Source organism: Streptomyces sp. NPDC014623, from assembly GCF_043088245.1.
Taxonomy (GTDB): Bacteria; Actinomycetota; Actinomycetes; order Streptomycetales; family Streptomycetaceae; genus Streptomyces.
On record NZ_JBIBZU010000005.1, the window covers coordinates 358,537 to 379,481 of the forward strand.

Consider the following 20,945-nt stretch of genomic DNA (forward strand, 5'->3'; position numbering starts at 1 on the left):
ATCACCGGCAGGACGGGGCGGAAATGCCGTCACCAGGGCGTGGGTGACGTGTGAGGGATCCCGTGGCAACTGCACGGCAGAGGACTCAGCCGCCCACCTCGTCACGGGCCGGCCCGCGGCTTCGCCCGATGGGGAAGACTGAGCACATGAGAGACATCGTTTTCACGCGCAGGAGCGGCTGGATCCCGAACGTGATCCGCGAGGACGGTGAGCTGAAGCTGATGCTCGGTGCCGGGGCCGACGCCAACCACGCGCCTCGCACGTTCACCTTCTCGATCGGGGAGGCCCATCTCGCGGTGATCCGGGAGGACCTGGCCAGACACCTGCTGCTGTGGAGTGCGGTCCTTCCGCTGTGCGACGCCGCCGGAACCCGGGGCCGGCTCGACGAGAACGCTGCCGCCGCGCTCCTGGACCCGGTCCTCCTCTCCGCACCCGCGGACGTCGACGCGCTCTTCCGGCACATCCGGTGGGACAGGGGCCGGCTCATCGCCCATGGGGCTGACATCGATCTGCTCGAGCGCGGTCAGGTCTGCGCGGCGATGCGCGCGGCGACAGAGACGTCCGACGCGAAACGGGCTCAGGAGTACCACGCGGGCCGCCGCCGCGCCGAGCGCGGAGTAGTGCTCGGTCCGCTCGACGCCGCGGTTCTGATGTACACGGGCCAGTACCTGCACGGCGCGACGGTTCCGAGGCGGATACCCGATGCCGTCGACCCCGCGCTGCTGCCCGGGGTCATGCGTGTGATCGCCACTGCGGAGCAGGCGTGCGCCGGAATGCGGATCGGCCGCGATCCGCGACGGGGAAAGCGTGCCACGGACAAGCGCGACTGGGATCGGATGGCGGTGACGGTCGACGCGGCCGTCCGTCGCGCACACCCTGAGCTCGTCGATGACGCGGTGCGTACCGTGAGCTTCCTGATGTGCTCGGAGGCCGCGGAGCGCTCCAGGAACACGCCCGTCGAGGATGACCAGGAGGCTGCCGGCGACCGCGTCGGCTCCGGCGGGAGTGCGAGGAAGACGGTTCTGTCGTTCACCGACGACAAGGGTGTCGAGAGGAAGTGGAGCGCCGACGGCCCCCGCACTGCCACGGCGGAGTTCTGGGAGTTCGTCGGCGAGCGCTCCGCCGCGGACAACGAAGTGTTCACCGTCGAGGACGAGGAGATGGGTGAAGGGATTCAGCTCCACTTCTACGCGGACTCCGTCGCCCGGATCACGACGGTGCACGAACGTGAGGGAGGGTCGGATCCGGAGTACCGGGTCGAGTACAGCCTGGTCGACGGGATCGGCGGGTACCGGAACCTGTTGAGCGCCTTCGTCCACGGGGGTTGCGCCGCACTCGACCAGCACGGCTCTTGGATGTCGGATGCCGCTGAGTTGGAGCGCGCGCGCCGGCGGCGTGACGCCGGGTGGTCCCGGCGGAGCGTCTCCCGCTGTGTGCGCTCGATGGCGGTTGACCACCCCCGTACGTCTCCAGCGGCCGCCGTGAAGGACACGCCGTAGCCCCCTCCGGTGCAGGGCTGATGCGTTCTCAGGTGGTGGTGGCCGGCGTGGTCGAGGTGAACCGTGGGTATGCGCGCAGTCCAAGGCAGCTGTCGGCACCGGATCCGGCGACGGCGGTCACGATGCGGCGCCGCCGAGGGCGGCGACCGGGCACGGTGCGGACAACCTCGGTCAGCGCGTTCGTGCGCTGCGTGCCGGCGTTGCCCACGAAGCCGCGCGGCGGCGGCAGGTCACCGCTGGGGCCGGCCGCTACCGGTCAGGGTCCGACCACGCACTCGGCCTGCTTCCTCCCGCAGCCTGAGAACGCCTCACTCCTGTGCCGTCCGGCGGTTCGGCGGTCTCCAGACCGGCGTACGGCACGGGGCCGATGTCCGGAGGAGACCGCGAGCCCGCGCCGGCTCGTGATCGCTGCACGGTCGTGGCCGGACGATCGGCTTCGTTCCGGTGGCGCACATCACGCGCACGGTCCCGGACTGCGGGGAGCGCTGGGGCCGGTCGGCGGTCTCGCGGGTTCCGCGGGCACTCACGGACGAACCGAAGGCCGCCGGCCCGGACGGCTCGGCGAGGTCCGCGACGACGGATACGCCGGTCATCGGGAGAGCGGCCTCATCGCTCGTTCGAACGCCTTCTCCCGAGACGCCGGTATCCGTCCTGAGGGGCGCTGTCACCGGCAGCTGCCGGACGCGATCCGCTCCCTGGCCGCAGGCGGGATTCCGTGACGGACGATGCCCGCGGAGCCCCCCGCCCGGAGCCGGGTCCACGCCTTCGTCCGCCGCTGTCGCGGGCACGGGCTGGTCGCCGAGTTCCACGACCGGCTGCGCGGGAAGGTCCGTGAACGCGAGAGCCGCGCGGCCGGGACCACGGCGGGGACCACCGACGCGCAGTCGGTGCGGACCGACACGACGGTGCCGCCCTCCTCACGCGGTCGGTTACGACGGCGCGAGGAGGGCGTGTACAGGATCCCCGGGCGGTCCGGCGCTGTCAGCGCCGGGGCAGGACGAGCGCGCACAGGGCGAACACGATGGCGCATGCCGCCTGGACGAGCATGCAGATCGCCAGCGCGCTCGTGTAGTCCTGACCCGTCGGGGCTGTGGAACCGGCCAGGGCCGCGGCGAGCAGGCCTCCGGCAACGGCGACGCCGAGGCCCATTGCGGCTTGTTGTGCGGTTTGGAGCACGCCGGACGCTGCTCCCGCAGACGCTGGAGGGACCTCGGCGATCATCGCTCCGACGAGCGGTCCGAACATGAAGGCCTGACCGGCACCGACTCCGACCAGGAGGACCGCGAACGTCCACGGGTCCAGACCGGCTCCCTGGAGGAACGCGGAGACGGCTGTGATGCTCAGGAGCGTGGCTTGGACGAGTCCGCCGATGACGAGGAGCCTGCGGAAGCCGAAACGGGGCGCGAGCTTCCCCGACCAGATCGACACGGTGAGGAAGCACAGGGAGAACGGCAACAGCACGAGGGCCGCGCGCATGGGAGACCATCCGAGCCCGGTCTGCGTGGAGATCGCGTAGAGGAACGTGAACCCGCCGAACGCGGACTGGAGCATCAACGCCATCACCAGCCCGATCCGGTAGGAGCTGAGCCGGAACAGGGGCGGCGGAACGAGCGGAACGCGGTCACCACGGTGCAGCCGCAACTGCCACCGCCAGAACGCCGCGAACAGTACGGGCGTTGCCCCCAGCAGCGCCCGGCACCAGACCGGCCGGCCGAGCGCGCCACCCTGGGAGATCGGGATCATGAGTGCCAGCAGGGCGAGTCCGAGCAGTGTCGTCCCGATCAGGTCGAGCGAGCGGTGGCCGGGCGCACTGGTATCGGGCAGCCAGCGCAGCGCGGCACCGAACGCGATCACGCCCATGAACACGCTCATCGCGAAGATCATTCGCCAGGGAGCACCGGGCAGGGGGACGGACAGCAGCACGCCGCCGAGGACCTGGCCGATCGCCGTGGCCCCGCCCGCTGTCGCACCGAACAGCGCGACGGCCCGGGCACGTTCGGGTCCCTGGGTGGACGCCGTGATCGTCGCCAGCACCTGGGGAACCATGGCCGAAGCAGAGACTCCGGTGAGGGCCCGCGCGGCGATCAACACGGTGACACCCGGGGCCAGGGCCGCGACCAGGGAGAACAGGGTGAACCCGGCCATGCCGAGCAGGAAGAGCCGGCGTCGCCCGTACAGATCCCCGAGCCTGCCCCCGAGGACCATCGGAATGGCGAACCCCAACGCATACACCGACACCACCAGCGACTGCTCGGCAGCCGTGGCCCCCAGAGAAGCACCGATGTCGGGCACGGCGATACCCGCCGCCGCGAAACTGACCACCGACAACAGCAGTGCCGACAGTGTCGTCAGGAGCCGGGCCGTCCCCAGTCCCGGAGCCGGAGGTTCGGACAGACCTGGTGCGGGCGGCGGCGCGGCGCGGTCGCCCTCCCTGCCGGGTTCGCCGGTACGGGAGAGGGGAGTGCCATGCGGTGCGGAAGACGTGGTCATGCCGTCGATCATGAAGCGCCGCTTATCCTGGAACCAGGAGCCTGTTCATGGGGGTACTGCCACCACCCGGATACCGGGGTTCTCCGTACGGGAGGATGAACACATGACAGAGACCGGGCCCGCCGCGATCCGGCGCGAGGTCGGTGAGTTCCTCCGCAGCCGGCGCGAACGGGTGACGCCGCAGCAGGTAGGTCTCCCGTCCACAGGGCGACGGCGGACACCCGGCCTACGGCGCGAAGAGGTCGCCGTCCTCGCGGGGGTGGGCGTCACCTGGTACACCTGGCTCGAACAGGGCCGTCCCATCAACGTCAGCGCACATGTCCTGCAGGCAGTCGCCCGGGCCCTGCGACTGGACGACACCGAGAGGCGGCACCTGCACCGGCTCGCCGGGTCGAGTACGCCGAAAGCCGAGCCCTCCGGATGTGACCCGGGGCTCATCGCGGCGTTTCAGCCCGTCCTGGACAAGCTCGACCCGTTCCCTGCGTGCCTGCAGACCCCGCTGTTCGATGTGGTGGCATACAACCGTGCCTACCGGTTCCTGTTCACCGACATGGACCTCATCCCGCCGGGGGAACGCAACTGCGCGGTGCAGTTCTTCACCGACCCTGACTGGCGCAGCCGCTACGTCGACGGCGACCTGGTTGCCGCCCGGATGGTCGCGAGACTGCGCGCCGAGGTGGGCGCCGACATCGGCGCCCCTGCCGCTGCCGGGATCGTTGACGAACTCCGGGACCGATCGAAGGAGTTCGCCCGGCTGTGGGCTCGTCACGACGTACTGCCCCAGCAGTACGAGACGAAACGCCTCGAGAGCCCCCTCGTCGGGCATCTCCGGCTGAACTTCGTCTCCACCAGTGTCTCGGAGACGGGACACCGGATGACCGTGATGACGCCGGCCGATGAGTCCACCGCCCTGAGCCTGACCCGGCTGGCGGACCTCACTGTCGCGACCACGCGGGTGCGGCGCTGAAGGGAACCGCCGCACGGGGCGCGGGTGCTGTTGATCCCGGGCCGTAGCCGCAGGGGCTCCTGGAGGCTGTCACGGCTGCTTCCACTCTCCGGGAAACGTCCTCGCTGTGCACTCGGCGGCGGTCCCTGACCCCGAAAGGACTCCAGCAGCCGCCGTAGAAGCTAGGCGCCACGAGGCCGGGCGCGTTGCGTCAACCGAACCGGAACGGGCTGTCCGTCCCGGTCCGGGCCAGGATCCGGACCGGGCCCCGAAACCGCGCCGCCGACTGGTCCCACCGGGCCCCGAGCCCTCTCGTGCTCCTCTCGTCCCACGGGTAGCGGCGGCCGCTGTGCTGTGGGTCACGTTCGCGCGTGGCGGGGTGTGCCCCTGCTGTGAAGGTCGGGCATTCTCTCTCGGCGGCCGTGCGAAGGGGCACGGCCCGGTGACCGGCTGGGGGAGAGATGTCGCGACACGCGGGCGGGGAACAGCAGCGGGGGACGGACCGCGGGAGAGGCGTGATCGAGGGGGCGTTCGCGCTCCTGGAGGCGTTGCGCAGGTGCGGCGGGGAGGCAGGGCTCACCGAGATCGCCGCGGCCTGCGCCCTGCCCAAGGGGAGCGCGCACCGGCTGCTGGAGCAGTTGCTGCTGGTGGGCGCGGTGGAGCGGCGGGGCAGCCGCTACCGCGTCGGCTCGCAGCTCTACCGTCTCGGGCAGGCGTGGGAGCCGCACCCGGGCTTACGGGTGGCGGCCCGTCACCCGCTGCACCGACTGCGGGCGGCCACCGGGGCGAGCGCCCTGCTGACCGTCCTGCACGACGGCCGGGCGCTCACCGTGGCGTCCGTGCCGGGTGAGGTGGAGCCGCTGGTGCCGGTGCGGAACGGGATGAGCTTCCTGCTGGACACGGCGGCCGGCCAGGTGCTGAGCGATCGGGGCCGGGCCGGCTCCGGCGGCAGGCTGCCGGGGGCGGTGCTGGAGTGCGCGGAGGTGATGGACGGGGTGTGCTGCGCGGCGCTGCCGGTGCGGGGACGCGACGACCGGACCGTCGCCGCGATCGCCGTCATGACGTTGTCCGCGCAGGGGCTGCAGCGGGCGGCCCAGGAGGCGGCGCGGGCGGCCGCGGCCGTCACCGCGGCCCTCGTCCGGGCCGGTGCCTCGCCCCGTCTGCCTCCCGTCCTACACTACTGACGCGCCGTCAGATATGGCGTTCTTGACGTGACCGGCTCTTCTCCACGCACCGGTTCCGCTCAGTGGAACGCGCGTAGAACGGCGGACAGCTGTCCGGCAGTCTGTTCTTCGAGCCGGTCGGGGGACCGGCGAAAACCTGAGACCACGGGGGACAAGATGACCGTCCGACGACTGACCGCCTTCGCCCTGACGGGCGCACTGGGCCTCACCTCGCTGGTGGGTGCCGCCGGCGCCGCGCAGGCCGATCCGGTCGACTACGTGCAGATCCAGCTCGTCGACCTGTACTGCGGCGACGAGAGCGAGGGCGACCACGACGAGGCCTATCTCAACATCGCGGCGAACGGTGGCAAGGCCGTGAAGCTCTGGCCCGCCAACGCGTCATACCAGACCATGGGCACCGGCTACCGCCGCGCCCTGGACGAGAGCAACGGCAACGCGCTGCTGGTCCTCGGCAAGACCGAGTCCCGCACGCTCTCGTTGTGGGACTACGACAGCACCAGCAGCGACGACCGGCTCGGCTCGGTGACCGTCACGGGCAACGAGGCCGGCGCGGAGACGCAGTACCGGGTGCTGGAAGGCTCCGGTGGCGTCTACACCATCGCCTACCGGGTCGTCGACATCTGATTCGCCGTTCCGGCCGGGCCCGACCGGTCCGGCCGGAACGCGGCAGGAGCACGGACGCAGTACCGTCCGGCGGGGTCCGCACCGCCGGACGCGCACATGACGACCGTCCGGAAGAAGGCGTACGTGGTCCCCGACGGCACCGTGCTGACGATCGGCCGCATCGCCGGCGACCGGCCGTACCACTCGGGGAGGAAGAAGCACCACGGGATGAACGCGCAGGTCCTCGCCGGTCCCGCCGGACGCCTGACCCGGGCCTCGGACGCACTGCCGGGAGCCACGCGACCTGACCGCGGCGCGGATCCACGGCATTCCCGCCGCCCTCGCCGCAGACGACGTCAGGTGCTGGGCCGACAAGGCGCATCAGGGCGCTGGCCCTGCGCTCCGTGTCCCGGCCCGGGGCAAGCACCAGCGCGGCTGGCGCCGACGTCACAACCGCGACCACGCCAAGACCCGCACCCTCGGCGAACGCGCCACGGCCATCCTCAAGTCCTGGCGGCTCCTGCGGAAGCTCCGCTGCAGCACCACCCGGATCACAGCCGTCGTCCGTGCCGTCCTCGCCCTCGAACTCACCACCTGGTCAAGAGGGAAAAGGCTCCCTACGTTGTTCTGCGGGATGGGGGAGCCCTTTCAGTGTTCATGCCTTCGCGGACGACCTGCCGGACACTCCCGGTCTCGCGACGCCTCCCGCTGCGTTGACCGCGAGTGCCGGGCAAGACGCTTCGGCGCAGCCCTGCGACGCCGAAGGTGGCTGAGCCCTGCGATAACCCCCTCGATGCGGGTCAGTGGGGATCGCTGGTTGCCCTGACCGAACGCGGAAAAAGAGAGCGAAGCAGACGAAAGTGTGTCGTATTCGCCGCTCCTCCTTGATCTCCCTCATGAAGCGCTGACGCCGCGTTGCGCGGGACATGCGGACTAGCTGTGGTGTCTCAGGACGTTGGTTCCACGGCCTCCTCGAAGGTGAGCTGCTGCGGGATCGTGTCGAGTGGCTTCGGCGGCTGGTCGAACACGATGCGGTAGTCGCTGCCGGAGGTCCGGCTGATGGGTGGCCGGCCTCCGAGCGCGGAGTGCGGGCGCTCGTGGTTGTAGTAGTTGAGGAAGTTCGCGAGCGCGGCCCTGCGTTCCTGCCCGGAGGTGTAGGCGCGCACGTAGGCCCACTCGCGGGCCAGCGTCCCGTTGAACCTCTCCACCTTCCCGTTTGTCCGTGACGTGTACGGCCTGGTGCGCTTGTGCTTCGTTCCCGTCACGACCAGGGCAGCGGCCCAGGTGCGAGAGCAGCAGCAGGAGCCGTTGTCGGTGAGGACGCGGCGGATCGGCGTGATGTCATGGGCGGCGAAGAACGCGACGGAACGATGCCGGAACGCGGCTGCGGTCACGGCCTTCTCGTCGTCCAGAGCCTCGGTGCAGGCGTGCCGGGAGTGGTCGTCGATCGCCGTGTGCAGGTACGTGTAGCCGACCTTTCCGGTACCGGGACCGGTGCGCTTGGCGGCCCGTGCGGCTTCGGTGCCGCGGTCGTGCATTCGCCAGCCACCACCGGTGGGGATGCCACCGGGCTTCTTGACGTCGACGTGGACCAGGTCGCCAGCCCGGTCGTGCTCGTAGCGGACGACTTCGCGCAGTTGCTCGCCGGTGGGCGGATCGAGGTCGCGCAGGCGGCTGAGCCCTCGCCGGACGAGGACTCGGTGCACGGTGGCCGGTGCCACGGTGATGCCGTACAGCTTCTGCAGTTCGGCGGCGAGCCGGGCGGACCCGTACTTGGTCTGGCGCCGCAGCGCCTCTACCAGATCGGCGATGTCCTCGCTCGTGCGGTTGGGGCTGGCGATGGGCCGGGAGGAGCGATCCGTCAGGCCGTCCCCGCCGTGGGCGAGCCAGCGGGCGTACCACTTGGCCAGGCAGCGGCGGGAGATTCCTGCTTCCGCAGCGACGTGTGCGATCGGACGTCCGGCATCGACCCGCAGGCACAAGCGCAGACGTCCTTCAGGGGTCAGCGGTGCGTTCCGATGTCCCCTGCTGGTGGCGCTCCTGGACTCGGCGGCCGCGTTCACCGGGAGCCCCTGAGTTTTCGGGGCTCCCGCGTGAGCAGCTGTGCGTGGCGTCAGCGTGCGAACTTTTCGATGGCCTCCGGGGTGACGGGGGTGAAGAAGTTGACGAGGTTGCCGTCGGGGTCGCGGAACAACAGCGACCGGTTGCCCCAGGGCATCGTGGTGGGCTCGTTGACGAAGTCGGTGACGAAGCCGGTCAGGTTCTGGTGAACGCGGTCCACGTCGTCGACGAGGAACTCGATGATCACGCTGTGGTTGTCCGCCGGGCGGGCAGAGCCCGGGGCGAACAGCGGGACGGTGCGGGTGCCGGCGATCGCGAGGGTTGCGCCCGCGGTCTTGAGTTCGGCGAAGTCCTCGGTGGCCCGTATCGCCTGCATCCCTGTAGCTCGCTCGTAGAACTCGACGAGGCGTGCGACGTCGCTGGTGATGATGCGGATCGAGACGAAGTCCATGGGTATCTCCTTGGTTGTGCTGGAGGCGTGCAGTCTCAGGCTAGGAGAAATAGTGGACAGAATCGGTCCTGTATGCGCGTTAGGCTGCGAATATGTCACGACCCACCGGCCGCGTGCTGAGACTCCTGGAGCTACTGCAGTCGGGCGGCACCCGGACTGTGGCCGAGCTCGCCGACCGTCTCGGCGTCGAAGGGCGCACTGTGCGGCGGTATGTGGACCAACTGATCGAGCTGGACGTGCCCGTGGAGTCGGTGCGCGGCCGCTACGGCGGGTACCGGCTGGCTCCCGGGTACCGCTTGCCTCCGCTCATGCTCAGCGACGACGAGGCGCTGGCCGTGCTGCTCGGCCTGGTCGCCGGCCGCCGGGCAGAGCTGACGACGACGGAGCGCACGGCAAACGAGACGGCGTCAGCGAAGATCCGGCGGGTGCTGCCCAAGCACATCGCCCGCCGGCTCGACACACTCCTGGAAGCTCTCGCCTTCACGGATCAGCCCGGCGAGCTGGACCACCCGGACGCCGGGCTCCTGCTCACCATCGCCGATGCGGTGCGCCACCGCCGACCGGTCTCGATCCGCTACACCGACCGCGACGGACGGCGCAGCGAACGCACACTGCACGCGTACGGGATCGTCGCCCATGCGGGCCGGTGGTACGTGACGGGCAAGGACGCCCAGGTCGGCGAGGACCGAACCTTCCGGCTCGATCGCATCGCAGCCGCGAGGGCCCTGCCCGGCTCATTCGAAGCGCCCGTGGGTCCCGGTCCGGCACAACGCGTGTTGTCAGGATTCGCCACGGCCGAGTACAGGCATCAGGTCATCTTGCGGATCCACGGGACAGTTGAGCAGATCCGCGCCCACCTCCCCGCCGGCGTCGCGAGTCTGGAGGAGCACGAGCCCGCGGCCGGCCAGGACCCGGCGGCCGAGCACTGGCTGCGCGTCGAGCTACGGGCGGAGCGGCTCGACTGGTTGCCTCCGGTACTCGCCTCACTCGACCGGCCGTTCGCCATCGAGCACCCCGATGAACTCCGCGCCCTCGTCATCGCGCTCGCCGATCGCTTCACGTCCTATGCCCGCCAAGCCTGACAGGCGAAGAACCAATGTCATGAGACGGCACACCTAGCCGCACGCCAGTTGACGACTAAGGGCTGTCCCGCCATGAGCCGACGGCCGTCCTGGTTCGTATCTTCCTCGGCCGCAACGCACAACCAGGGGATTCAACGGGCCTGCCCGAGCGAGGCGCACCTGCCGACAATCGGCCACAGGTTCGGCCATGCGCCCCACCCGCCCCCCGGTGTCTAGCCTCGACGGCGGCTCCTACCCCCTAAACGACTCCAGCAGCCGCAGCCACACCTCGCTGATCGTCGGGTAGGCGGGGACCGCGTGCCACAGGCGATCGATCGGTACTTCGCCGGTCACGGCGATCGTCGCCGAATGCAGCAGTTCGCCGATGCCCGGTCCGACGAAGGTGACGCCGAGCAGGATCTCGCGGTCCAGGTCGACGATCATCCTGGCCCGGCCCTTGTACCCCTGTGCGTACAAGCCGGAGCCGGCGACCGAGGCCAGGTCGTGGTCGACGGCGCGGACCCGGTGACCCGCCGCTTCCGCCTCGGCGAGCGTGAGGCCGACCGAGGCGGCCTCCGGGTCCGTGAACACGACCTGGGGGACGGCGGCGTGATCGGCGGTGGCCGCGTGCGCACCCCAGCGGCCCGTCTCCAGCACGGGGTTTTCCTGCGCTCGGGCCGCGATCGCGGCTCCGGCGATGCGGGCCTGGTACTTGCCCTGGTGGGTCAGCAGGGCACGGTGGTTCACATCGCCGACCGCGTACAGCCAGTCGCTGCCTTCCACCAGGCAGCTGTCGTCGACGGCGAGCCAGGATCCGGGTGTGAGCCCCACCGTGTCGAGGCCGAGGTCATCGGTGCGGGGGGCACGGCCGGTGGCGAAGAGGATCTCGTCGGTCTCCAGCCGTTCCCCGTTGTCCAGTTCGACGGTGACCGGGCCGTCGCGGCCCGCCCTGCGCACGTCCCTGGCCGACACTCCCGTCAGGATCCGCACACCGGCGCCGGCCAGGGCCTCGGCGACCAGCTCACCCGCGAAGGGCTCCATCCTGGGGAGCAGCCGCTTGCCCCGGATCAGCATCGTCACCTCGGCGCCCAGTCCCTGCCACACGGTGGCCATCTCCACGCCGACCACTCCCCCGCCCACGACGACGAGACGGCCCGGCACCTCTTTGGCGCTGGTCGCCTCGCGGCTGGTCCACGGCCGGACGTCCGCGATGCCGGGCAGTGCGGGGACGACAGCCCGGCTCCCGGTGCAGACGGCGACGGCGTGCCGCGCGGTGAGGTGCTGTTCCGACCCGTCGGCGGCCGTGACGGACACCTGCCGGACCCCGGTCAGCCGGCCGGTGCCGCGGTAGATGTCCGCGCCGACGGACTCCAGCCAGGCGACCTGGCCGTCGTCCTTCCAGTGGGAGGTCTCCTCGTCGCGGTAGGCCAGGACGGCGTCCGCGTCGAGCGGCCCCTGCACCGCTCCGCTCAGACCAGGGACACGGCGTGCGTCGGCGCGGGCGAGAACCGGACGCAGCAGTGCCTTGCTGGGCATGCACGCCCAGTACGAGCACTCACCGCCGATGAGCTCGGACTCGATCACCGCGGTGCTCAGTCCGGCGGCCCTGGCGCGGTCCGCCACGTTCTCACCCACCGGACCGGCCCCGATGACGACGACGTCGTATTCCCTGTTCTGCACACCAGCAACATCATTCATGGGAACAGTGTCCTCGCGGGTGTGCGTCGCGGCCACATGGGCAGGCGGAATACCGCACGTGGCGTCGCGGTTGTGCCGGACAGGTCCGAGCAGCCCCAGGAAGAGGTACAGAGTATGAGCACTGTAGAGCTCACCAAGGAAAACTTCGATCAGGTCGTGAGCGACAACGAATTCCTGCTGATCGACTTCTGGGCTTCCTGGTGCGGTCCGTGCCGGCAGTTCGCCCCTGTCTACGATTCGGCGTCCGAGCGCCACCCCGACCTGGTCTTCGCCAAGGTCGACACGGAGGCGCAGCAGGAACTGGCAGCTGCCTTCGAGATCCGGTCCATCCCCACGCTGATGATCGTCCGAGAGAATGTGGCCGTCTTCTCGCAGCCCGGCGCGCTCCCCGAGTCCGCCCTGGAGGATGTCATCGGTCAGGCGCGCAACCTCGACATGGACGAGGTGCGCAAGTCCGTCGAGGAGCAGCAGCGGGCGCAGCAGGCACAACAGGAGCAGCAGTAGCCCCTGAGGACCTGCGGCAGACGTGAGGTCGGCCCGGCCGCTCTCGGCCGGGCCGTCGTCGTGTGACGGCGCCGGTTCAGCTGTTCCGGGGTGGCCCGGGTCGCGGCGCTTCGCCGCCGTGGTACCCCTCTGCTGCCTCCGTCCCGCCGATGTGCTCGGCGATCCTGACGGTGAGGCCGTAGGTCAGCTCCGAACCGTCCACCAGGAGGGCCTCCACGGTGTGTGAGGCCGGGTCGATGTCCGCTTCCATGCCGTCCCCGGTGTAACGCGGGTAGCCCGATGTCCCGGTGTCCCCGGTGGCTGCCACGACCGCGGAGCGGATGGCGGTGCCGGGCGCGGGTGTCCCGGCGGCGGATTCCTCCGGTTCCGGGAACAGCAGGATCTCGTAGCTCTGCGGATGGCTCATGCCGACGACGCTAGACATCCGCGGCCTGCCGCGCATGTCGCAACGCCTTGGCCGCCGTCAGGGAGGCGCCCGAAGACAGCAACGAGTCCGGTTGCTCACTCGTGCGCACCGGAGGGGAACGGTGCGGCCATGAGGCCGGGTCTGCGGCCCGTTTCGCCGCCCCGCTCCACGAATCGGACCGTACAGGTCCTACGGTGTTGCGATGACGTTCCAGCACACCAACCACAGCAGCGACAGCACGACCGACTTCCCCGGTCGCAGCGGACCGGCCGCCACCGCGCAGGCCGAACCCCACGATGTGGGACCCGTACGGACCTCGTACGCTCCCGACCGCGACGGCGCCCCGGATCCCGGTGAGATCGTCTGGACCTGGGTTCCGTTCGAGGAGAGGGACGGGCGCGGCAAGGACCGGCCGGTTCTCGTCGTAGCCCGGGAGGAGGAGGGCACCCTTCTCGCCGTACAGCTGTCCAGCAAGCAGCACGAAGGGGACCACGAGTGGATCGCGCTCGGCGCGGGTCCGTGGGACAGCTCGGGACGGCCGTCCTGGGTGGATCTGGACCGGGTACTGCGGGTGCATGAGGACGGGATGCGGCGCGAGGCCTGTGCGCTGGACCCGGGCAGGTACGACCTGGTCGTGGGGCGGCTGCGGGAGCGCTACGGCTGGAGCTGACCGCCGAACGCCCGGGCGAAGGCCGCCGGGACCGCGGAATCGGGATCACGGTCCGGGACGCCGGAGACGATCTGCTCGAAGTGACCCGCGAACCGCCCGCCGCCGGTGAGCAGGACGCGGAACGCGTCGGTCACCTCGGCCGGGTCGTTCATGAAGACGCCGTAGCCCACGCGCCCGGTACCAGCCGCCGGTAGCCACGGGCGGCCTCGAGCACCCGCTCGGCGCGGTCCGCCGGGGCGGCGGGTGTGCGAGGGACCAGGCCGGGGCCCGGCGGCGGAGGACTTCGGCGTCGGGTGCGGGTGAGGTGAGGGATCCGGCGGCACACGGGGACTCCAGCAGTCTGCCCCGGCCGTCGCGGAAGACCGGCACGCCAGGTGGGTGGATGACCCGGCCGGTGTGGAAGCACCGCGCTCGGCACGGTGATGTGCGCAGGACCCGGGGGCCCGCAGCAGCGTGGCGTGGAGTGCGGAACCGCGGCACAGGGGCTCCTCCTGGGCCTGCGCACCGTTCAGACAGCCGCCGCCGGGGTTGCGGGCGGAGGCGTGGTTCGGCACGGCGACCTCGGCGGCCGCCTCACCCCTCATCCGCCGCGCCGCCTGCAGGCTCGTCTCGTCCGCCACCTCGACGACCGGGCTGCGATCGGTGTCCAGGACGGTCATGGGCACGTACAGCCGAGTGCCCGGGAACGCGTCGGCCAGAGCACGCTCGATCGTCACCTCGCGCTCCTCGGGGTGCGGCACCGTCCGGCCGGCACGATGGACTCGGTCTTTCGCGCGATGCCGCGCAGTGGTGCGCGCATGGGCGCGTCCCCGTGTGGTGCATACGGGGCATGCTGGATGCCACGGCGGCATGGACGCAACCGGTTCTCCGCCACTGAGGGGCACCCTTGTGCGAACTGCCGGTAAGGGTTTGGGTGGGAAGGAAGCACCCGAAGAGGAGGCCCAGCATGCCCCCGGACACTCTTGGCCGGCACGGCCCGCCCGTCGACGGCGCGCCCCTCGGTGAGGAAGAGGCGGAGGGTCTCCTCCACGGCATATGTTTCAAGACGGGACCGCCCCGGACGGTCGGGGTGGAGCTGGAATGGCTCATTCACGACCGTGAACATCCCGAGGCCGTCGTCTCCCACGACCGTCTGCGCGCCTCGGCGGACGCCGTGCGCGCGACCTCGCTGGACGCTGCCCTGACTTTCGAACCGGGTGGTCAGCTGGAGCTGAGCTCCCGCCCCGCGGGCTCCCTGATGGCGTGCATCGACGCCACGGCCGCCGATCTGGCCTCCGTACGTGACACCCTCGGCCGTGCCGGGCTGGTCCTGGCCGGCATCGGTGTGGACCCGTGGCATTCGCCTCGCCGTCTGCTGCGGGAGCCGCGTTACGACGCCATGGAAATCGCGCTCGACCGCTCGGGTTCCGCCGGCCGCGCCATGATGTGCACCTCCGCCTCCGTCCAGGTCTGCCTGGACGCCGGGGAGGAGGAGCCGGGGCCACTGGGTTACGGGCGGCGCTGGCAGCTCGGGCACCTGTTGGGCGCGGTGCTGGTCGCCGCGTTCGCCAATTCGCCGTTCCGGCGGGGGCGGCGCACGGGCTGGCGTTCGACCCGGCAGGCGCTGTGGGCCGATCTCGATCCGCACAGGACGCTCGCGCCGCAGAGCCTTCTCGCGCCCCGGGACGCCTGGGCCTCCCACGTGCTCGCCACACCCGTGATGTGCGTCCGGACCGATGACGGTCCCTGGGACGTGCCGGACGGTCTGACGTTCCGGGACTGGATCCGCGGCGGCGGGCCGAGGCCGCCGGTGCGGGCCGATCTCGACTATCACCTCACCACGCTCTTTCCCCCGGTGCGCCCGCGCGGGCATCTGGAGCTGCGCATGATCGATGCCCAGAGCGGCACCGACGGCTGGCTGGTGCCGCTGGCCGTCACCACCGCTCTGTTCGACGATCCGGAGGCGGCGGAAACCGTGTACCGCACCGTGAAGCCTCTGGCCGAGACCGCGGGGTCTCCCGCAGCCCCCCGCAACCCGCTCTGGACGGCTGCGGCCCGCGAGGGGCTGAGCGATCCGGAGCTCGCGGCGGCGGCAGCCGTGTGCTTCAGGGCCGCGCTGGAGGCGCTGCCCGGGCTCGGGGCGAGTGACCACGTCATCGGTACGGTCGCCGCCTTCCACGAACGTTATGTGGCCCGGGGCCGGTGTCCGGCCGACGATCTCCCCGACCCCGCACAGGGACCGTACGGAAAGGGCTTGGTCCGATGACTGGCACTCCTGCTCCGCGCACCGGCCGGGAACCGGACGCGGAGACGCTGCGCGAACGCACCCTGGCCGCACTCCTCGGTGCCCGCGAGCGCACCGCCCTGCTCACCGACAGCGTCGACGATCACGACCTCACCGCACAGCACTCCCCCCTGATGTCGCCGTTGGTCTGGGACCTGGCGCACATCGGCAACCAGGAGGAGCTGTGGCTGCTGCGGGCCGTGGGCGGCCGCGAGGCGATGCGCCCCGAGATCGACGGACTGTACGACGCCTTCGAGCACTCCCGGGCCAGCCGGCCCTCGCTGCCCCTGTTGGCGCCCGCGGAGGCACGGACGTACGCCGCCGAGGTACGCGGCCGGGCCCTGGACATCCTCGGTGGCGCGCCGCTGCACGGCGGGGGCCGTCCGCTGGAGCGGGCGGGATTCGCCTTCGGCATGGTCGCTCAGCACGAACAACAGCACGACGAAACGATGCTGATCACCCACCAGCTCCGGTCGGGTCCGGCGGTGCTCACGGCTCCGGAACCCCCGGGACCGTCCGGCGCAGCCGGGCTGCCCTCCGAGGTCCTGGTCCCCGAGGGCCCCTTCACCATGGGGACCTCCACCGAACCCTGGGCCCTGGACAACGAGCGCCCCGCGCACCGGCGCGAGGTGGCGGCGTTCCACATCGACACCGCCCCGGTCACCTGCGGGGCCTACCAGCGGTTCATCGAGGACGGCGGCTACACCGACGAACGCTGGTGGGCGCCCGAGGGCTGGGCGATGGTCCGCGGACACGACCTGGCCGCCCCCCTGTTCTGGCACCGGGACGCCGGGCAGTGGCTGCGGCGGCGCTTCGGGGTGACCGAGCCCGTGCAGCCGGACGAGCCTGTCCTCCACGTCAGCTGGTACGAGGCGGACGCATACGCCCGCTGGGCGGGCCGGCGCCTGCCGACCGAGCCGGAATGGGAGAAGGCCGCCCGCCACGATCCCGTCTCCGGGCGTTCGCTGCGCTATCCCTGGGGCGACGGCGACCCGACACCCGAACGGGCCAATCTGGGGCAGCGGCACCTGCGGCCCGCAGCAGCCGGCGCGTACCCGGCCGGCCGCTCGCCGGCGGGCGCGGGCCAGCTGATCGGCGATGTGTGGGAATGGACCTCGAGCGACTTCCTGCCCTATCCGGGCTTCGTCGCGTTCCCGTACCGGGAGTATTCGGAAGTGTTCTTCGGGCCGGGGCACAAAGTACTGCGCGGCGGTTCGTTCGCCGTGGACCAGGTAGCCTGCCGCGGCACGTTCCGCAACTGGGACCTTCCCGTCCGCCGTCAGATCTTCTCCGGGTTCCGCACGGCGAGGGACGCCTGATGTGCCGCCACATCGCTTACGTCGGTTCCCCTGTGGCGCTCGGCGAGATACTCACCACCCCTCATCACGGGCTCGTGCGCCAGTCCTGGGAACCCCGGCGTCAGCGGTACGGCACCGTCAACGCCGACGGGTTCGGAGTCGGCTGGTACGCGGACGGGGACCCCGTGCCGGGCCGCTACCGCGGTGCCGGTCCCGTCTGGGGCGACGAGACCTTCGCCGATCTGGCCCGGGTGGTGCGCAGCACGGCACTGCTCGCCGCGGTCCGTGACGCGACGTTCGCCGGGGCGGACGGGGAGGCGGCCGCTGCTCCCTTCACCGAAGGGCCTCTGCTGTTCAGCCACAACGGTGCGGTGCGGGGCTGGCCCGGCTCCCTGGCGCCTCTGGCCGGTGCTCTGCCGCCCGAGCGGCTGCTCACCCTGGCTGCGCGGAGCGATTCGGCGCTGATATGGGCGCTGGTGCTGCACCGGACGGCGCAGGGTGACGAGATGGCGCAGGCGGCCGCGGACACGGTTCTCGATGTCGGCACCGCCGCACCCGGTTCACGCCTCAATCTGCTGCTCACCGACGGTTCCACCGTCGTGGCGACCGCATGGGGCGATTCCCTCTGGTTCCTCCATTCCCCGGGCCGCCGCACGGTGGTGGCCTCGGAGCCGTACGACGACGATCCGTCCTGGCGCGAGGTCCCGGACCGTACTCTGCTGGCGGCGACGCGCACCGATGTCCTGCTGACCCCGCTCAAGGAGCCCACTGCGTGAGTCCCTTCCTGCTGACCCGCACCCTGCCTGCGGACGCGACGGACGCGGCGCTGCGCGCCGACGTGCTGAGCGGTCTGACGCGGCGCCCGAAGGCGCTGCCGCCCAAGTGGTTCTACGACGCGCGCGGCAGTGAACTCTTCGAGGAGATCACCCGGCTGGCCGAGTACTACCCGACGCGTGCCGAACGGGAGATCCTGATCGCCCGTGCCGATGCCATCGCCGCGGCGTCCGGGGCACGGACCCTGATCGAGCTGGGGTCCGGCTCCTCGGAGAAGACGAGGCATCTGCTGGACGCGCTGCCGGCGCTGCACACGTATGTGCCGGTCGATGTCAGCGAGAGTGCCCTCACGGGCGCGGCGGAGGCGCTGCTGGCCGAGCGGCCGGGGCTCTCCGTGCATGCGCTCGTGGCCGACTTCACACATGCCCTGGAACTGCCCGAGAGCCCCGGTCCGCGGCTCGTGGCGTTCCTCGGCGGCACTCTGGGCAACCTGCTCCCGGAGGAGCGTGCGGAGTTCCTGCGGTCCGTGCGCACGAGGCTGGTGCCCGGGGACGGGCTGTTGCTCGGGACGGACCTGGTCAAGGACGAGGCCGCTCTCGTCGCGGCGTACGACGACGCCGCCGGGGTGACGGCCGACTTCAACAAGAACGTACTGGCGGTGGTCAATCGTGAGCTGGGAGCGGACTTCCCGGCCGGCGACTTCAGCCATGTGGCCCTGTGGGACCCGGACCACGAGTGGATCGAGATGCGGTTGCGTGCCCGGCGGGCGCTGACGGTCAAGGTCCGGGAGCTGGATCTCGTGGTGCGGTTCGAGCAGGGCGAGGAACTGCGTACGGAGGTCTCGGCGAAATTCCGTGAGGAGAGGGTCCGGGACGAGCTGGCCGCGGCGGGGCTGCGGCTGGATCAGTGGTGGACGGATGCGGCGGGCAGGTTCGCGCTGTCGCTGGCGACGGTGGCCTGAGCCGCACGCACCGGTGTCCGCCGTCCGGGTCCGGCATCCACGGGGACGGGCGGGAGGGTCCGGGTCTCTGCGGCGAGGCCGGCGGCGGGCACCACGCACCACAGCGAGGCGGCGAGACGGATCGTCCCCGGCGGAAGCCGCGGCCCCCGCTGTGCTCCTTACCGCCGTCCGGCAGCCGATGCGGACCGGGCGGACGGTGGTGCCGACGTCGACCGCGGCCTGGAAGGCGGCGGGCCGGAGCCGGCCGCCGTCGCTCCGGCCGTACCGGGTGCTGCCCTGCGGGACACCGCCGCCCGTGACCCGGGGGCCGGTGCCCCGGGCGCCGGGCAGCACGTACGTCGTCCTGGCCGGTGGCCGGGGAGGCCCGGTAGCCCAGGGGAACGGCGGGGCAGGAACCTGACGCGGCGCGGGTACGCCTGCGGGAGCGGGTGGGGCGAGGGGCAGCACGGCCATGGCAGTGTCCGGGGGCGGATCGGCGGGGCGGTCGCCGGGCTGTCGCGGGAGCGCGGGGCCCGGCCCCTCCTTCTTCCGTGACCGGCTGGAGCCGGCATGACCGCTGTGGAGCACGGGGGTGGGCGACGGCTGGATCCCGTGGTTCGCGGGCCCGGGCCTCCGGTGCCGGTCAGCCGGTGATCAGCGCGGAGGTGATGCGGTCGGACGCCTTCCTCGCCTCTTCCGCCGGATCGCCGCCCTTCAGCACCGCCGTCATGTACGGCTTGATGGGGTTGTCCGCCTCGACGGCCGGCCAGTGGGGCGAATTGGGGGTGGCGCGGCCCTCGGTTGCTCCCTCCGCCATCGCGGAGGCTCCCTCCTGGCCTTCGACGGCACGCGCGAGGGCCGGCTTGTTGGGCACGTAGCTCATGGCCCGGGCGAGCTCCGTCTGCCACTTTTCCCCCGCGAGGGCCTTGACGACCTCGATGCCCTCCGCCCGCCGGTCGGCGTCTTCCGGCACGATGAGGTCGGACCCTCCGGTGAAGACCGCGCCCGGCTTCTTCGCACTCCTGCCGGGAATGGGGAAGTAACCCAGCCTTCCCTTGAGTCCGGGGTTCTGCTGTTCGATGAGCGCGGCGCTGCCGGGCACGGAGATGATCTGGGCGACGTCGCCCTCCGCGAACACATCGGTCTCCGGCGGCGACTGCTCGTCGGCGTCCACGGGTCCGTCGCCGAGCGCCTGGAGTGTCTTGTAGAAGTCCATCCCCCGCAGTGCTGCGGGGGAGTCGAGTGCGCCCTGCCAGCCGCCGCCGCTGTCGTCGGCCAGCTCTCCGCCCTCGTCCCAGACGAAGCCGGCGAGGACGTACCAGTTCTGCCCGGCGAGGTAGATGCCCTGCCGGTCGGCGGTGTCCAGTCCCTCGCTGATGTCCACCCACTCCGCACGGGTCCGGGGGAGTTCGGTGATGCCGGCCTGTGCGAAGAGGTCCTTGTTGTAGATCACGACGCGGTTGGCCGCGTACCAGGGGATCCCGTACTGCCCGCCGTTGACCTTGCCCGGTTCCGCGAGCCCCGGCAGCCAGTCCTCCCCGCCCAGGTCACGCATCGACTCCAGGGTGAGATCGCGCAGTTCACCGCTCTTCGCGTACTGGGCGACCTGGGTGTTGCCGACCTCGATGACGTCCGGTGCGTCGTCCCCCTCGATCGCCTCGAGGACCTTGGGGCCGATGCCGCCCCACTCCTGAACGATGAACTCCAGTTCGACAGAGGGGTGCTCGGTCTCGTACGACTCCTTGAAGCGGTCCACGAAGTCCTGGGAGGCACTGCCTTTCATCAGCCACACCGTCACCGTGGTGCGGTCGGCGCCGCCTGTCCCGGGAAGGTGCCCGCAGCCGCTCAGCACGAAGGAGGAAACGAGCGCGACGGCTCCGGCCAGTATGCGGATCTTCACGGGGTCACCTTCTGCGAAACGGCACGACGGCAGGACAGGACCCGGATGGGGGGACTGCGGGCGACGCTCGCACGGGTGTATGGCCCGGAGTTTGGTATGGACCAATCCACAGGTCAAGTCCCTGGCGCCCACAGGTCACCGACCGGGACACCTCGCGCGCCGACGAGGAGTGAGGCACCGTGGAATCACGAAAGGAG

General features: G+C 71.1%; 16 protein-coding genes and 3 pseudogenes. 12 read left to right on the forward strand and 7 right to left on the reverse strand.

The window, feature by feature from the left end:
- The first annotated feature begins 146 nt into the window (after positions 1-146).
- Positions 147-1,499: a DUF6357 family protein gene (locus ACF1FZ_RS11830; RefSeq protein ID WP_391773211.1), complete on the forward strand. Its 1,353-nt coding sequence runs from the start codon at positions 147-149 to the stop codon at positions 1,497-1,499.
- A 981-nt stretch (positions 1,500-2,480) separates the two neighbouring features.
- On the opposite strand, the gene ACF1FZ_RS11835 is transcribed toward ACF1FZ_RS11830, so the two are convergent.
- Positions 2,481-3,989: an MFS transporter gene (locus tag ACF1FZ_RS11835; RefSeq protein WP_391773212.1), complete on the reverse strand. Its 1,509-nt coding sequence runs from the start codon at positions 3,987-3,989 to the stop codon at positions 2,481-2,483.
- Positions 3,990-4,092: 103 nt separating this feature from the next.
- Here ACF1FZ_RS11835 and ACF1FZ_RS11840 point away from each other — a divergent pair, with 103 nt between their 5' ends.
- The 4 genes and pseudogenes from ACF1FZ_RS11840 to ACF1FZ_RS11855 all read left to right on the forward strand — a co-directional run.
- Positions 4,093-4,956 carry a helix-turn-helix transcriptional regulator gene (locus tag ACF1FZ_RS11840; RefSeq protein WP_391773213.1) on the forward strand — a complete coding sequence of 288 codons (864 nt, stop codon included), beginning with the start codon at positions 4,093-4,095 and terminating at the stop codon, positions 4,954-4,956.
- Between the two features lie 440 nt (positions 4,957-5,396).
- The gene (locus tag ACF1FZ_RS11845; RefSeq protein ID WP_391773214.1) at positions 5,397-6,119 is read left to right on the forward strand and encodes an IclR family transcriptional regulator; all 723 of its coding nucleotides are present in this window, start codon (positions 5,397-5,399) and stop codon (positions 6,117-6,119) included.
- 156 nt (positions 6,120-6,275) lie between these two features.
- Positions 6,276-6,743 (forward strand): hypothetical protein, encoded by a 468-nt coding sequence (locus ACF1FZ_RS11850; protein WP_391773215.1) that lies wholly within the window; start codon positions 6,276-6,278, stop codon positions 6,741-6,743.
- Positions 6,744-6,839: 96 nt separating this feature from the next.
- A pseudogene (locus ACF1FZ_RS11855) lies at positions 6,840-7,317 on the forward strand (transposase family protein); the annotation flags it as partial.
- Positions 7,318-7,771: 454 nt separating this feature from the next.
- On the opposite strand, the pseudogene ACF1FZ_RS11860 reads toward ACF1FZ_RS11855, so the two are convergent.
- Both ACF1FZ_RS11860 and ACF1FZ_RS11865 read right to left on the reverse strand, forming a co-directional pair.
- Positions 7,772-8,785 (reverse strand): annotated as a pseudogene (locus ACF1FZ_RS11860) (IS481 family transposase); the annotation flags it as partial.
- 50 nt (positions 8,786-8,835) lie between these two features.
- Positions 8,836-9,234, reverse strand: a complete 399-nt coding sequence (locus ACF1FZ_RS11865) for a VOC family protein (protein ID WP_221354536.1) — start codon at positions 9,232-9,234, stop codon at positions 8,836-8,838.
- A 92-nt stretch (positions 9,235-9,326) separates the two neighbouring features.
- On the opposite strand from ACF1FZ_RS11865, the gene ACF1FZ_RS11870 reads away from it, so the two are divergent.
- Positions 9,327-10,316: a helix-turn-helix transcriptional regulator gene (locus tag ACF1FZ_RS11870; RefSeq protein WP_391773216.1), complete on the forward strand. Its 990-nt coding sequence runs from the start codon at positions 9,327-9,329 to the stop codon at positions 10,314-10,316.
- Positions 10,317-10,547: 231 nt separating this feature from the next.
- Here the strand turns inward: ACF1FZ_RS11870 and ACF1FZ_RS11875 are convergent, their stop codons facing one another.
- A complete protein-coding gene (locus ACF1FZ_RS11875) occupies positions 10,548-11,993 on the reverse strand; it encodes a dihydrolipoyl dehydrogenase family protein (protein WP_391773217.1) in 1,446 nt (481 codons plus the stop codon).
- A 114-nt stretch (positions 11,994-12,107) separates the two neighbouring features.
- Here ACF1FZ_RS11875 and trxA point away from each other — a divergent pair, with 114 nt between their 5' ends.
- Positions 12,108-12,497 (forward strand): thioredoxin, encoded by a 390-nt coding sequence (trxA, locus tag ACF1FZ_RS11880; RefSeq protein WP_391773218.1) that lies wholly within the window; start codon positions 12,108-12,110, stop codon positions 12,495-12,497.
- Between the two features lie 76 nt (positions 12,498-12,573).
- Here the strand turns inward: trxA and ACF1FZ_RS11885 are convergent, their stop codons facing one another.
- Positions 12,574-12,903 (reverse strand): hypothetical protein, encoded by a 330-nt coding sequence (locus ACF1FZ_RS11885; protein ID WP_391773219.1) that lies wholly within the window; start codon positions 12,901-12,903, stop codon positions 12,574-12,576.
- 202 nt (positions 12,904-13,105) lie between these two features.
- Here ACF1FZ_RS11885 and ACF1FZ_RS11890 point away from each other — a divergent pair, with 202 nt between their 5' ends.
- Positions 13,106-13,573 carry a type II toxin-antitoxin system PemK/MazF family toxin gene (locus tag ACF1FZ_RS11890; RefSeq protein ID WP_391773220.1) on the forward strand — a complete coding sequence of 156 codons (468 nt, stop codon included), beginning with the start codon at positions 13,106-13,108 and terminating at the stop codon, positions 13,571-13,573.
- On the opposite strand, the pseudogene ACF1FZ_RS11895 reads toward ACF1FZ_RS11890, so the two are convergent.
- Positions 13,558-14,372: pseudogene (locus tag ACF1FZ_RS11895) on the reverse strand (TIGR02452 family protein). The gene ACF1FZ_RS11890 and the pseudogene ACF1FZ_RS11895 overlap by 16 nt on opposite strands.
- A gap of 147 nt (positions 14,373-14,519) precedes the next feature.
- On the opposite strand from ACF1FZ_RS11895, the gene egtA reads away from it, so the two are divergent.
- Genes egtA through egtD form a run of 4 tightly spaced genes read left to right on the forward strand, consistent with a single transcriptional unit; the run spans position 14,520 to position 18,869 of the window.
- Positions 14,520-15,818 (forward strand): ergothioneine biosynthesis glutamate--cysteine ligase EgtA, encoded by a 1,299-nt coding sequence (egtA, locus tag ACF1FZ_RS11900; RefSeq protein ID WP_391773221.1) that lies wholly within the window; start codon positions 14,520-14,522, stop codon positions 15,816-15,818.
- Positions 15,815-17,155 carry an ergothioneine biosynthesis protein EgtB gene (gene egtB, locus ACF1FZ_RS11905; protein WP_391773222.1) on the forward strand — a complete coding sequence of 447 codons (1,341 nt, stop codon included), beginning with the start codon at positions 15,815-15,817 and terminating at the stop codon, positions 17,153-17,155. Before egtA ends, egtB begins: the two co-directional genes overlap by 4 nt.
- Positions 17,155-17,910 carry an ergothioneine biosynthesis protein EgtC gene (gene egtC, locus ACF1FZ_RS11910; RefSeq protein ID WP_391773223.1) on the forward strand — a complete coding sequence of 252 codons (756 nt, stop codon included), beginning with the start codon at positions 17,155-17,157 and terminating at the stop codon, positions 17,908-17,910. The genes egtB and egtC overlap by 1 nt, the downstream gene beginning before the upstream one ends.
- Complete coding sequence (egtD, locus tag ACF1FZ_RS11915; RefSeq protein WP_391773224.1) at positions 17,907-18,869, forward strand: L-histidine N(alpha)-methyltransferase; 963 nt, start codon at positions 17,907-17,909, stop codon at positions 18,867-18,869. The genes egtC and egtD overlap by 4 nt, the downstream gene beginning before the upstream one ends.
- A gap of 622 nt (positions 18,870-19,491) precedes the next feature.
- On the opposite strand, the gene ACF1FZ_RS11920 is transcribed toward egtD, so the two are convergent.
- Positions 19,492-20,748 carry an extracellular solute-binding protein gene (locus ACF1FZ_RS11920; RefSeq protein ID WP_391773225.1) on the reverse strand — a complete coding sequence of 419 codons (1,257 nt, stop codon included), beginning with the start codon at positions 20,746-20,748 and terminating at the stop codon, positions 19,492-19,494.
- Between the last annotated feature and the right edge of the window lie 197 nt (positions 20,749-20,945).